At 54.0% G+C, this 13,758-nt stretch carries 11 protein-coding genes; 8 read left to right on the top strand and 3 right to left on the bottom strand.

Annotated elements, in window-relative coordinates:
• Nucleotides 1-97 precede the first annotated feature (97 nt).
• Nucleotides 98-1,372, top strand: coding sequence for a carbohydrate porin (locus tag EY643_RS16960; protein WP_170287444.1), 1,275 nt, complete (start codon nt 98-100; stop codon nt 1,370-1,372).
• An 831-nt stretch (nt 1,373-2,203) separates the two neighbouring features.
• Here EY643_RS16960 and EY643_RS16955 read toward each other — a convergent pair.
• The 3 genes from EY643_RS16955 to aceE all read right to left on the bottom strand — a co-directional run bounded on the left by EY643_RS16955 (nt 2,204) and on the right by aceE (nt 7,921).
• Nucleotides 2,204-3,832: an FAD-dependent monooxygenase gene (locus tag EY643_RS16955; protein ID WP_153240352.1), complete on the bottom strand. Its 1,629-nt coding sequence runs from the start codon at nt 3,830-3,832 to the stop codon at nt 2,204-2,206.
• Between the two features lie 116 nt (nt 3,833-3,948).
• Complete coding sequence (locus EY643_RS16950) at nt 3,949-5,226, bottom strand: dihydrolipoamide acetyltransferase family protein (protein ID WP_153240351.1); 1,278 nt, start codon at nt 5,224-5,226, stop codon at nt 3,949-3,951.
• A 19-nt stretch (nt 5,227-5,245) separates the two neighbouring features.
• Nucleotides 5,246-7,921 (bottom strand): pyruvate dehydrogenase (acetyl-transferring), homodimeric type, encoded by a 2,676-nt coding sequence (gene aceE / locus EY643_RS16945; RefSeq protein ID WP_153240350.1) that lies wholly within the window; start codon nt 7,919-7,921, stop codon nt 5,246-5,248.
• Nucleotides 7,922-8,171: 250 nt separating this feature from the next.
• On the opposite strand from aceE, the gene EY643_RS16940 reads away from it, so the two are divergent.
• The 7 genes from EY643_RS16940 to EY643_RS16910 all read left to right on the top strand — a co-directional run bounded on the left by EY643_RS16940 (nt 8,172) and on the right by EY643_RS16910 (nt 13,751).
• Nucleotides 8,172-8,594: a nuclear transport factor 2 family protein gene (locus EY643_RS16940; protein WP_153240349.1), complete on the top strand. Its 423-nt coding sequence runs from the start codon at nt 8,172-8,174 to the stop codon at nt 8,592-8,594.
• A 20-nt stretch (nt 8,595-8,614) separates the two neighbouring features.
• Nucleotides 8,615-9,187 carry a VOC family protein gene (locus EY643_RS16935; protein WP_205743093.1) on the top strand — a complete coding sequence of 191 codons (573 nt, stop codon included), beginning with the start codon at nt 8,615-8,617 and terminating at the stop codon, nt 9,185-9,187.
• Between the two features lie 35 nt (nt 9,188-9,222).
• Complete coding sequence (locus EY643_RS16930; RefSeq protein WP_153240348.1) at nt 9,223-10,473, top strand: LeuA family protein; 1,251 nt, start codon at nt 9,223-9,225, stop codon at nt 10,471-10,473.
• Nucleotides 10,474-10,488: 15 nt separating this feature from the next.
• The gene (locus EY643_RS16925; protein WP_153240347.1) at nt 10,489-11,094 is read left to right on the top strand and encodes a nitroreductase family protein; all 606 of its coding nucleotides are present in this window, start codon (nt 10,489-10,491) and stop codon (nt 11,092-11,094) included.
• On the top strand, nt 11,087-11,563 hold the full coding sequence (locus EY643_RS16920; protein WP_153240346.1) for a flavin reductase family protein: 477 nt from the start codon (nt 11,087-11,089) through the stop codon (nt 11,561-11,563). The genes EY643_RS16925 and EY643_RS16920 overlap by 8 nt, the downstream gene beginning before the upstream one ends.
• Before the next feature lie 13 nt (nt 11,564-11,576).
• Entirely contained in the window at nt 11,577-12,869 is a 1,293-nt protein-coding gene (locus tag EY643_RS16915; RefSeq protein WP_170287443.1) for an MFS transporter, read from the top strand.
• Nucleotides 12,870-13,043: 174 nt separating this feature from the next.
• On the top strand, nt 13,044-13,751 hold the full coding sequence (locus EY643_RS16910) for a hypothetical protein (protein WP_153240344.1): 708 nt from the start codon (nt 13,044-13,046) through the stop codon (nt 13,749-13,751).
• Nucleotides 13,752-13,758: the final 7 nt, after the last annotated feature.

Below are 13,758 nucleotides of genomic sequence, written 5' to 3'. Positions count from 1 at the left end.
TCGAATGGCCCCGGGCGGCTCTTATGCCGATACGCAAATTGTCATGGTGGGAAAGATGATCAAAGCACAGCTAATCAGGCGAGTGTGTATACCTGCAATGGCAGCCATTGTCGCCACGGCAGCGCAGGCCGAAGACGCCCCTCCTAAGCCCCCCAGCGATGAGGCAAAGGCCCCTTATCAGTCGGGCTATGGCGACGCGCCGGGATTCGGCGGGCCGTCCAGCGTATCGGAAGAGCTGCGGGAGAGTAATGAAACTCGAAGCTCCCTCTACCAGTTCGATTCCTTGCAACGGACCTTTGGCCCCTGGTTCGACTGGAAGCGAAAACTGAACGAAGACCACGGTTTTACTCTGGGTGTAAATGCCTACTGGTTGTACCAGGCAGCAAGCGGCAGCATGATCGATGACGATGACGCTTTTGGAGGAATTTATCGCCTGCAGGGTAGTTGGACAGCTTTTGGTCGAGGCACGGGTCACGCAGGTAGCCTTGAATGGCGTATAGAGAACCGCTCGGAGGCTTTCTCGCAGCTGGCCCCTCAGTCGCTGGCCGCGGCACTGGGCACCACTTCCCTCAACACAGGTTTCGGCTACTCGGACAATTTTGATACCGATCTAGCCGTATTTAACTGGACCCAGCGCTTCAACGATGGCCGATCTGCCGTTGCGGTGGGCCGGTTGGCGTTTGATGCTTATCTCGACGCTTTTCCCTTCCAGACATTCTCACGTGGCTTTATCAACCGTTCCTTCCTGGTTAATCCGACCCTCGCGACCACGGGCATTGGTGCACTTGGCATGGTGGCCAAAGGCTTTGTGTCTTCGAATATCTGGTTGGGCGGGCAGGTCTACGATGGCAATGCAGTTAGCGGTGATTTTGATAGCGACACCTTTGACGAACACGAATGGTTGAAGTCTGTCGAGATAGGTTGGACGCCGTCCATGGAGAGTCGTAACCGAGAGCGCATACAGTTTACCTGGTGGGAAAAAGATGCGCGCCGCGCAGCTGGCATCCCTGCCGGGCAGGGGTGGACGGCCAGTGCCACCTACCAATGGAACGAGCGATGGCAGCCGTTTGTTCGCCTGGGTCACTCAGATGGTGGAGCAGGCGTTGCTGCCGAGGATGCCGCCTCAATTGGCGTTGAGATCAAGCCTCGCATGGATCAGGTCTGGAGTGTTGGTTTGGGCTGGGCGAAACCGTCGCGCAAAACGCATGGCCCAGGGCTGGATAACGAAACCGTGATTGAGACGTCCTACAAGTTTCAGCTATCGCCTAATTTTTCACTGACACCGGATTTGCAGTATGTGCGCAATCCGGCAAAAAATCCTGGCCAAAGCAGCGTGCTGGTTGGCGGTGTCAGGGCAATCCTGACCTTGTAAACCGCGGGCCGGTTGGGCCTTGATGCCCTCAATAAGAACGGAGTCACGGGGGCTACTTCGGATACAGCGAGGGGCTGGGTGGAGTCTCAGTGGTTCAAAGATAAACTTGGTCTTTCCAGACTATCGTAACAAGAACCTTATCGATGCCCCATGTCGTGTTCCAAGGGAGCTACTGCATGAATTTGAAAATCACGCTGGCAAAATCTACTTTGTCGAGCTTATAGCGTGCCGGAGACCCTTGACGGATGTTGGAGAGCCTCCCCTTCATTACCTGGTGAGCAACGTTCGTTTGGCAGGTGAGAAGGAGGCGAGAGAATTTCGAGATATGTTCCAAGAGTATCGTCGCATGTTTATTCCTGTACCAGCGGAACCTGATTTGTTTCCCGGCTAAGTCACATTGAGAGCTACCCTCTTCATCCTGAGTTCGAAAGCTGGAGTGGTGTGAGTCGTAACGGGGCGAGGATTGAGGAGGTTGTACTGAACCCAGAGCCCGTTGAAGAAGGGGCTGCCGGCGAGGCCGGGCGACAACTATCTTGACACTTAGCGCCGGTATAAGATGTAAACCATGTGTCCGGTATACACCGACTAGGAATTGGCCCGCCTGGGCCGATTTGAACGGCCGACCTGCCGCTTAGGAGTAGCTGGGAGAGGGTGGGTTGTGGTCTGTAAGATGATGTAAAATAGCAAGAAAAGGCTGGGGGAGGGTGCTGCACGTGCGAAACCGAGACTATCCCGAACCTGTTGTGGATCGGTTTCGGTACCGGGATGCAGCAAGCCGAAGATTTGTAACAGCTTTTCCAAACCGAACTCCGAACTTCTTCCTAGACTGGCTCAGACTTGCCCTACCACTTTCTTCAGGAGTGATGAACAGTCTGAGGGCATTGAATTACCGCTCCAGGCGATGTGCTGATCAGGGCGCACCAGAATGAGTGATTTACCCATACTCGACAGGTTTTCATCATTCGAGATGCTTAGTGTAATCATTGGCACACCTAGTTCGCTGGCGGCCTCTTCCAGAGGGGCTGTATCAGCACTATCAAGGCAGATGATGGTAAATTCATTGCCTAGTTTGTCGTAAATAGGTTGCCCATCACCCAGATAGAAGTGAGGTAAGCGAGATCCGGGCCAAGCGCTAGGCTGTGCGCGCAGATGATCAAACTCTGGCGCTTCGCTGCTGTCCTGTGGATAGGCTATGACGTTTGAATCAATATACCTGTAGCCATGTTCGATACCCCAGCTCTCATTTTCTGCATTGCCGATTCTCTCTATTTCAGTGGAGATTTGTGAGCGGATCATCTCTGCATCGGCGGATTCAATGTCAGTCTGTGCGCGTTGTTCCTGTATGAAGCCTTCAATTGCGAAGCGGTCGGTCATATTGCTGATAGCGGCTGCGCGATTCTGCAGGGCGATCTTGCGACGCTCCTCAACGCTGTCGAGCAGAGCTTCACCACCCCATCCATTGAGCACTGCAGCCAACTTCCAGCCCAGGTCAGCGGCGTCCCACACGCCGGTATTCATGCCGTAGCCCCCGGTGGGAATAAACTGGTGTGCAGCATCGCCAGCGAGCAGAACCCTGCCGTTACGACACGTTTCAGCAACCACAAGGTGCGGTGTCCAGTGGTTTGCCACGAGGATTTCGTAGTCAAAGTCAGTCCCTGCAAATTGTTTAACAAGGTCAGCCGGATCGATACTGTCTAGATCGGTGTCCGGGCTCAGAACGACATGCAAGGTCCAGATGTCCTTGCCATTCTGTGCGATCAGGGTACCGAACCCTGTCTGCAAGTGATAAGCCGCTCCGAACTTCGCTAGTACATCTTTGTCTGAGGAGCGCAAATGCACCATGTAGATCGGAACGATTCCGAAATCACCCTCCAGCTCGATTCCAGCGATATCGCGCACCCGACTACCGCCGCCATCGCACCCGGCGAGATATTGGCTACGAACTGTGTAGGACCCTGACTTAGTTGAAACAGTACTGGTAACGCCGTCTGCGTCCTGAGAAAAGTCCTCGAACTTGTTGCCAAACCTCACGTCGACAAACGGACTATCGTCAATGGCCTGTTTAAGAACGGGCTCCAGTACGACCTGGGAAACCCGCATGTAGGGCTCAAGCGTCATGGTGCCGTCGTTAGTCTCGCGCGAACGCTGCTTATGCTCCTCCGGGGTGCCGTAGTCGAAGGTGTGCAGGCAGTAGCCGGTGGCGCTGGTTGCATAGATGATGTCCATGGTCTGGTCTTCGGGAACGCCCACCGCGCGTACTTCATCAATGATGCCCAATCGACGAAATAACTCCATGCTACGACCGTTGGTCAGGTCCATTTTCGGATGACTGGTGGTTGTGTCATTGCGCTCTAACAGGATGGAATGAATCTCGTGCCTGGCCAATTCAAGCGCAAGCACCATTCCGACTGGCCCACCACCGGCTATCAACACTGGTACGTCAAAGTTTGTTTCTGTCATGTGCCCGGTTCCTTGTTTGTGAATTGGCCTACTTCATACAGGGTGATAGCTTGATTCTTTCAGATTGATGCAGGTCCAACAATTTTGAAATGCATATGTCCGTTATTGGTTTTTTTTCAGGTTTCAATTAGCAGAGTCGCCGGCTGTTCGATAATTCGTTTAACGAATCCGAGGAAACGCGCGGCGTCTGCGCCGTTAATGACACGGTGATCAAATCCGAGAGTAAGCGGCATCATCAGCCGGTTTTCTACCTGGCCGTCACTGAGGCGACACTGTTCGCGGCTAGAGGATACGCCCAGGATGGCTACTTCCGGCCAGTTCACAACGGGGAACATGCCGCTTACACCCACGCCGCCGAGATTTGAAATGGTGAAACCAGTTCCCTGAAAGTCTTTTTCTGCGAGTTTTGAAGCCTTTGCTTTCTCACTGAGGTTCTTGAGCTCGTGGCCTATCTGTATGGCGTTCATCTCGTTCACGTTGCGTATGCCCGGAACGACTAGGCCCCTGGGGGTGTCGACGGCAACACCAATATTGATGTAGTCACGTAGAATTAATTCTTCGTGATTGCGATCCAGCACCGCATTGAAGTGTGGATAATTCTTGAGTGCCAGTGCCATTACCTTACAAAGTATCGCTGTTATGGTGAGAGGGATGGGCTCCCTGGTTTGGGCCTTGACCTGTTTGCGTAGCTGCTCCAGCTCTGTGATATCGATTTCTTCCTGCACCCAGGCATGGGGTATCTCGCTCCAGGCGAATTGCATATTGCGACTGGTAGCTTTGGCAATTCCGCTCAACTTTTCTCTGGAAACATGGCCAAACTGGGAAATATCGGGAAGTTCACGGGCAGCCGCCCCAGGGTTTGAGCCGCTGTTTTTCGCGGTAATAATATATTTAGCATACTCAATGATGTCCTCCTTGGTTACCCGACCGCGGGTCCCAGTGCCTTTAACGTCCTCGATGTTGATTCCGAGCTTCCGCGCCTGCCTGCGGGCTGCGGGACCGGCGGCGGTAGTCGGCGTCTCTGCTGTATCAGTTGCTGCATTGTTCACCGGGTGGGCCACATCTGCTTTTATACTGTGTTGTGTGCCTTCTGTTGCCTGAGGTGCCTCACTATCATCGGGCTTAGGGGAGGCTTTATCTGTTTCCTCTGTCGATCCCAGGGTAATCTCGCCGATTTCATCTCCACCCGCTACGGTATCGCCAACGTCGACCGAAAGTCTGGATATAATTCCGTCGGACTCCGCAGGCACCTCTACAACCACCTTGTCAGTTTCGACTTCCAAGTATATATCGCCGCGGCGGAGAGAAGACCCGGCTTCAGACAGGCTGATAATCTCACCCGAGGTGCTCGCGTCATCGCCCAGAGCGGGGAGGATAAGAGGAATAGAAGTCATATTGGCGTTGTCGAATCGCTTACTTGTCAGTTGGATTGGGTTTGCCCGGGTCGATGCTCAGTTCCGCCGATAGTTCAGAAAAGCGAACGCTGTCGATGGTCCCCTGGCGAAGTAGCTCAGTGAGAGAGGCGTGAACGATATAGTCCCTGCTGATCTCAAAATAGTCTCTCAAGGCCGGACGGGATTCACTCACCCCATATCCATCCGTTCCTAGAGCCAAATACGGTCCCGGGACCCACTTGGCGATCATGTTGGGAAGCGCTTTCATGTAGTCTGTTGCGGCTACGAATATGCCTTCTTCGTTAGCAAACAGTTTTTCAATGAATGGCGTTATTGAACCTCCTGGGGATGAAAGGCGATTAATCCGCTCACATTCCTCGGCCTCCCGGGCAAGCTCGATAAAGCTGGTAATGCTCCAGATATTCACACTGAAGCCCATGGATTCAAGCGTGTCCGCCGCCTGCAGGGCCTGCTGTATGATCGGGCCGCTGCTAAGCAGGTTGACGGCAGGATCGTCCCCCGTCGACCTTTTGTAGCAATAGCCGCCAGCGAGTATGGACTCCTCGATACCCCCCACATCCTGCATCTCGGGCATGGCATAGTTTTCGTTGTATACCGTGAGGTAGTAGAAAATGTTCTCACCCTCGGTATACATGCGCCTGATACCGTCCTTAATGATGACCGCAAGTTCATAACCGAAGGCTGGATCATAGGACTTCAGGTTGGGAATGGTGGCAGCGGTAACATGCGAGTGGCCATCCTGGTGCTGCAGCCCCTCGCCATTCAGCGTGGTTCGGCCGGCGGTGCCCCCCAGCAAAAAGCCGCGGCACATCATGTCGCCGCAAGCCCAGATCATATCGGCCACGCGCTGGAAGCCAAACATCGAATAGAAAATATAGAAGGGTATAGTCGGCACGCCGTTTACGGCATACGCGGTGCCGGCAGCCATGAATGACGCAATGGCTCCAGTCTCACAAATGCCTTCCTGCATGATCTGGCCGTCCTCGGCTTCCCGATAGTAGGTCAGGCTTTCATGGTCCACCGGCGTATAGTTCTGGCCCTGTGGTGAGTAGATGCCCGCCTGGCTAAAAAGTCCATCCATGCCGAAGGTTCTCGCTTCATCAGGGACAATGGGGACAACATAATCCCCCAGGGTTTTACTCTTCAGTAATTTCGAGAGGATTCGTACCACGATCATGGTGGTTGATACTTGCCGCTCTCCCGTACCCGCGACGAATGTCTTCAGTTCTTCGTCTGTCGGTGGCTGCAGGGTGGGACAGTCGACCCGCCGTGAAGGAAGGTGGCCACCCAGTGCTTGCCTGTGTCGCTGAAGGTATTCGATCTCCGGACTGTCATCGGAAGGCCGGTAGAACGCTGCATCACGGGCCTCTTCGTCACTAAGGGGGATTTCATAATTGCGAGCTATCTCCAGCCGCTCTTCGGGACTGAGATCTTTCTTCTGGTGGGCTGTATTGCGCCCTTGGGCTGCCGCCCCCATGCCGTCTCCCTTAACTGTTTTAACCAGGATGACAGTCGGTTTCCCCTTGCTTTTTGCTGCCTGATCAAAGGCTGCGAATACCTTCTTCGGGTCCTGTCCGCCCCGTTTGATCTCCTTGATCTCCTCGTCTGTGAGAGAGTTCATCATCGCGGAAAGGTCTGGGTTGTCCTCAACCCAGTGTTCGCGCTGGACATTACCAGGGAGTATGGACAGGTACTGGTAGTCCCCGTCGACGCATTCCTCCATGCGTTTGCGCAGGACGCCGTTAGTGTCCCGGGCGAGCAGACTGTCCCAGCCGCTTCCCCAGATCGTCTTGATGACGTTCCAGTCCGCGCCGCGGAAGGTTCTCTCCAGTTCCTGGATAATCTTGCCATTGCCCCTTACGGGGCCATCGAGTCGCTGCAGGTTGCAGTTGATGACCAGGACCAGGTTGTCGAGACCTTCACGGGCTGCGATATTGATCGTGCCCAGTACTTCCGGTTCGTCCGATTCCCCGTCACCGATAAAGCACCAAATCTTGCCGCCGTTATCCGGCTTGAGGCCACGACGTTCGAGATACTTGGCGAAACGGGCCTGGTAGATTGCAGACGGTGTGGAGAGGCCCATTGAGGCGTTGGGCATCTGCCAGAAGTCCGGCATTGATCGTGGGTGCGGGTAGGAACACAGGCCTCCCCCGGGTTGTAGCTCCCGACGAAAGTTTTTCAGTTGGGTTTCCGGTAGCCTGCCTTCCAGGAATGCCCTGGCATAAACACCGGGAGCGGCGTGGGGCTGTACCAACACCGTGTCACCCCCATAGGACTCAGAGCGGGCACGGAAGAAGTGGTTGAAGCCCACCTCCAGCATTGTGGCGGCAGAGGTATAGGTGGCAATGTGGCCACCCACACCGGTTCCCTGGTCCTGTCCCCGAAGCACCATGGCCATGGCATTCCAGCGGATGATATTTTCGATTTTCTTTTCCAGCGTTATATCGCCGGGATACTTGGGTTGTTGTGATACGGGGATAGTGTTGATGTAGGGCGTGTTCAGGGTGGCCTCGTTCAGTGGAACGCCACGTGACAGTACATGATCCTGCAAGCCACGCAGAATCTCCCTGACGCCTTCCTCGCCAAAAGCATCAAGAATGTAATCGATGGACTCGATCCATTCCTTTTTGTCTTCACTCAAAACTTCGTTGATGTTCCAGGCCTGAGTCGTCACAGTCTTCGTTTTCCCGGTTAAACACAGCGCGTGTATTGTAAGCACGGCAACGGATGGCTTACGACAAAACCCATTGATAGCGGCTATTCAGAATTCTTGGTGTCGACTCTGGACCCACTACGACTAAAAAATTCCATGGCGCCCATCAGGATATTTTGTTGCCTGTAGCCCTCTACGCATCAACAATCAGATTAGTCAGTTAGAAGTGCGCGATCTCGCTTGCTCCATCTTTGGAAAGGACAGACCCAGTATGATTAACGAGTTTCACGAGGATAGAAGGCAGTGCACAGACCTGATCAATGCCTTTGCTTACTACGTCGATCACCGCCTATTTTCTGATGCGGTTTCCCTGTTCAGTGAGGGTGGCAGCTTTATTCGGCCGGATGGGGTCAAAAAAGGGCATACGGAAATCGCTTCGCTATGGGAGGGAAGACCAGAAACCGTCGTAACCCGGCACCTAGTTGGCGCTCCGTTTTTCCTGAGCGCCACCGGTACTGAAGCAGAGTCTGTTACGCAGTGCACGATCTACCAGGCCGAGGGTGATGGCAAGGCGCCGCCCGCAGTCAAAGGCCCCATAGGCGTGGCAGAGTTTCACGACCATTTCGTGAAAACGCCTGGCGGTTGGAAGTTCTCCCGGCGAGAAGTCACGCCTGCGATTATTCAGTCACCTTAAAATTCCGAAGAGAATCAATTATGAGCGAAGAAAAGAAAAAGATCGTTCCCGCCTACATGGCACACATCGTATTCCAGACCAAGCGGTATAAGGAGATGGTTGACTGGTACACAACGGTATTCCACGCGGAGCCCATGTTTGCCAACGAAAAGCTCACATTTATGACCTATGACGATGAGCATCACCGCTTTGCTTTCGTGAATATGCCGCCCGAATGCCCTGACAAGGACCCGATGAGTCCGGCCGTGGCGCACTATGCTTATACCTATGGTTCTGCTGACGACCTGTTGTCGACATACGAGCGCTTGAAGGGAGAGGGGATAGTGCCGCGATGGGCCATCAACCACTGGATAACTACCTCGCTCTACTATGCGGATCCGGACGGCACCGAAGTAGAACTGCAACTGGACAATCACCCTACGCCGGAAGAGTCCAAGGCGGTTTTCTCCTCCGAAGCCTACCTCGCCAATCCCATCGGCAACGCGTTTGACCCTGACACTTTGCTACAGCAATTCAGGGCGGGCAAGGACTATGCCCAATGCCTGAGGGAAGCAGAAGCCGCAGCGGACCCAAGCGCGCTGCCCGTGGTTTGACCCCGAAGACGAACGTAATTTGAGGAAATAGCATCGTGTACGATATTGAAAGGTTGAAGAAGCAACGCTCATTCAAGGAAGGCGAATACTGGGCCTCCCCCCTGAACTTTATGGGGGACAACAATATGGGCCTGGACGGGCGCAGCATCAAGATACACGATGTCACCCTGCGCGATGGGGAGCAAACCTCTAACCTTGCCTTCAGCATGGCGGACAGACTGCGGATCGCAGAAGCCTTGAATGAACTCGGGGTAGCGAGGATCGAAGCCGGCATGCCAATCATCTCTGAGGAGGTGCGCCAGGGTATACGGCAAATGGTAGATATGAACCTTGATTCCGAGGTGGTGGGCTTCTGTCGTACCGACCGTATCGATGTCGACCTGGCTGAACAGTGCGGTGTGAAATCTGTCATCGTCGAGCACATCATGAATCCCTATCTGATTCAGCAGGCCTACGGAATCGATAAACAGCAGGTCATTGATAACTGCATCGACGTGGTGAGCTACGCTCAGGAGAAGGGCCTGAAGACCACCTTTATGGGTTGGGACCTGACCCGGGCTGATGATTTTGACTACCTCGAGGATGTCTACACTCAGATTTTCAATGCCTGTGCTCCAGAGTCTATCGTACTTGTGGATACACTTGGTTGCGCCCTGCCCAGGTCGGCGGGTTACCTGGTGAAACAGTTCAAGGAGTGGTTGCCCGATACTGTGCTGGAATACCACAATCACAACGAATTCGGCGTTGCTAACGCCGGTATGCTCGAGGCGGTTGCCGCCGGTGCAGAGGTGGTTCACACATCCGTAAATGGGCTTGGAGAGCGCACCGGTAACGCCTCGACGGAAGAGGTCGTGGTTATGCTGGAGGTACTGGCGGGTGTCGACACTGGGGTGAACCTCAACAAAATTATGGAGACCTCCATTCTGCTTGAAAATATCACTAACCAGGCCGTTGGGCCCAACAAGCCGATTGTGGGCCGGGGCCTGTTCAATTCCGAGTCGGGCATTGGTGTGGATATCATGCGCAAACTCGACTCAATTGGTTTTGAGGTTCCCGAAGTAACCGGCGCCTTTGCTTCGTCGCTGGTGGGACAGCCAGACGGGCAGCCCGTGCTGGGGAAGAACAGCGGCCGCTCCACAATTGCCCATTTCCTTGAAAAGCACGGCCTTGAAGCTACCAAGGAACAGATGGGGGAGATCACCGACAGGGTTAAGGCGGAGGGGCGTATTCAGCGCAAGCTCTTGTCCGATACCCAGTTCCTGGCGATTTGCGAAAAGGTTTTGTGAGCAGTAGGGGGTACCGTGTTCGATAAAGAGACTGAAACTTCCACAGAGGTTGCCAGCTTACTGACCCGGCGGTGGAGCGGCAGGGCTTACGATCCTGAACGCAACCCCACCCCCGATCAGCTGGAGTCATTAATGGAGGCGGCCCGTTGGGCGCCATCCTGCAATAATGCTCAGCCCTGGCGTTTCCTGGTTTGTTCGCTGCAGGAAAGCCCGGATGCCAGGCAGGCCGTGTTCGAGTCCCTGTGGGAGTTGAACCAGAAGTGGTGCGCAGTAGTACCGGTGTTTATCGTTGCCGTTGCCCGTACCCGGTTTGTTGAGCCGGACCAGGAAAACCCCTGGGCCATCTATGATACTGGGGCGGCCGCACTGAGTATCTGCCTCCAGGCTACTGAGATGGGCCTGATGGCGCACCAGATGGCCGGGTTTGATGCAGCCTCTGTGCAGAGCGCTTTTGACGTCCCTGATGTCTACAGGCCGGTGTCAGTAATCACTATCGGCTACCAGTTGCAGGAAGAAGCTATTCCGGAATCCTTGCACGAGATGGAAAGGGCGCCACGCACCCGAAAGAACCTGGACCAGATTCGATCTTATGGAGACTGGGGCCAGATGAGTGATGGATAATCGCGATTTCAGGGATATTCTCGGCAAGTTCGCTACCGGTGTTTGTGTAATCACAACCTCAGCCGACGGGGTGCCCGCCTTCGGTATGACGGTAAATTCTTTTTGCTCATTATCTCTGTCGCCGCCATTGGTAATGTGGTCCATCGGCGAGAGCTCAGACTGTTTCTCGGACTTTGAAAAAGTAGGTCGCTATGCAGTCAATATTCTCCGCGAGGACCAGCAGTATCTGTCCGCACGCTACTCAAAGAAGGCGGAGCACGCCCTACATGATGGTGACTGGGAGGAGGGGAAGAGTGGCTGCCCGGTACTCGCAGAGTCACTGGCAAGCGTTGAGTGCGAAATCGAGACACGGGTAAATGGTGGTGACCATGTGATTTTGATAGGTCGCGTGCTATCCGCCAGTGCAGGAGATGAGGCGAAGCCATTGCTTTTCTACAGTGGCCGCTACGCCGAACTCACAGAGCAGTAAAGGCATCGACACCGTGCGCTCTTATCGTCGGGCCTGGGCAGTTTCGATCGTACTGGCGCTCCTCTCGGTAGTTTCTTTTCTCGACCGGCAGGTGCTCGCTGTGCTGGTCTCGGATATTCGCTCCGAACTGCTTATCACTGACGTACAGCTGGGTTGGTTGATGGGTCCGGCTTTTTTCATCGTATACAACGTAACCTTGATCCCGGCCGCTTTTGTTGTTGATCGATGGAACCGCAAGTGGCTGATTACTCTCGGTGTTGTGATCTGGAGTGTTCTTACTGTTGGCTCTGGGTTTGCCCAGAGCTACGAGCAACTATTATGGCTGCGGGCAGGCGTTGCCTTTGGCGAAGCCTTGCTTGGGCCAGCTGCGATTTCCATGATCGGTGATATGTTTGAGCGCAATGATCGCCCCCTGCCCACCGCCGCCTATGTTGCGGGATCAACCGTTGGCAGCACTGGCTCGGCACTGATGAGCGCAATGGTCTTGCAATGGGTGTCCGGGTTGCATGTGATTCTGCCCTGGATCGGTGCTGCCGAACCCTGGCGTTTGACCCTGATCGGGGTTGGAGTGCCGGGCCTGGTTCTCGCGCTGGTTTTTGTTCTCGCCAGCAAGGAACCACCTAGGGAGGATCTGGGTCGCATTGATACTGATTCAAAATCGCTAACTCTTACGCACCTTAAGAGCTACGGCTGGTTCTACACCTGCGCATTCCTTGGCCTGGCTTTATTATTGATGAATCTGGCGAGCATCGCGCTTTGGGCGCCAACTTTCTTCGCCAGGACATTCGATCTTACAGCGATTGAGGCGGGCTACAGGGTAGGCCTGGCCGCACTTGTTGGTGGCGTGAGCGGAACTATCGTATTACCAGCAATTATCCGCTATCTAATTCGCTCGAAGCGCATAGATGCGATGGTGAATTTAGTCATGTTGTGTATCGTCGGGGCCGCCGGGTCAGCTTATTTCGCCGGTAACTCTGGTAACATCATTGTAGCGATGGTCCTAATATTTATATTCATGTTCTGTGCGGGCGCCGTGGGTATTATGCCGACCCTGATAGTCCAGCTCTACACGCCATCTAACCTCCGCGGCCGTTTATCCGCGGTTGTTTTTTTCCTGATCTATCTGCTGGCTTTCGGACTGGCCCCCGTGTTGGTGCCGATGACGGCCGAATATTATTATGTTGGCGAAGGGGCTTTGGGAGAGGCTATTGGCCAGGTTGCCCTGGCGTCAGGGCTTCTCAGTCTTGTGCTTTTTGCATCTGCGCGAAGCGGATTCCATAGTGCTGAACGCGATGTCAGTACTTGAGGATAGTTGCCAATAAAGCGGAAAACCTGATACTGGCAATAGACAGATCTTATTGCATGCCATATCTGGAATCAGACACAATCCGAGCGTCCACGGAGAAGCGTCAGCGTAGATCGCCAGTTTGGGCGCGATAGGGACATTGGGCGGCTTACTGAATACAAGAGCGGGAAATAAATGAACTATAAGAATCAGATGATATGCGCGAACAGCGCAATAGTCGTTATGTTTTTGGTGGGGGCAGGGTGGTTTTTTATTCCTGGCTGGCTGCCGCCTGTTGACCCCGCACTGGACGCGGAGGCGATAAAGGCTATGTTTATCGAGGACAGAACGCGCATCAGGATAGGCATGACACTCTGTGCAACCGGTATGGTCTTTTTCGTACCGTTTTGTGCTGCGGTCAGTGGACAGATGCGCCGAATTGAGGGGCATGAGGATCCACTGCTGGCGCGCAGTCAATCCCTCGGATCCACTGTCACTACTATGGTTGCATTTTTCGCGTCCTACTTCATCCTGGCTGCGGCTTATCGGCACGATATGCCGGCGAATGTCATCCAGATCTTTCACGACTTCGGTTGGTTTATGATTGTTGCTGCTTTTCCACCGCTGTTGATTCAGACACTATCTGTTGGTATTTGTATTCTAGGCGATAAGAGTGACAAGAAAATTTTCCCACGCTGGCTGGCTTTTGTTAACTTCTGGATAGCGATACTGTTTCTTCCCGCAGCCCTGGTGCCATTTTTGTACGAGGGGCCTTTCGCATGGGATGGCCTTCTCTCATTCTATATCCCTGTATTCTGCTTCTTCCTGTGGATAGTGCTGATGTGGTGGTTTACTGTTAGTGCGATTCGTCGGCAAGTGAGTGAGGCAGCTGCTGCGATATAGTGCAGCA

This window comes from Halioglobus maricola (genome assembly GCF_009388985.1).
Classification (GTDB): Bacteria; Pseudomonadota; Gammaproteobacteria; order Pseudomonadales; family Halieaceae; genus Halioglobus; species Halioglobus maricola.
Note: the sequence above shows the minus strand (reverse complement) of the source record. Positions and strands in the feature narration are given on the sequence as shown.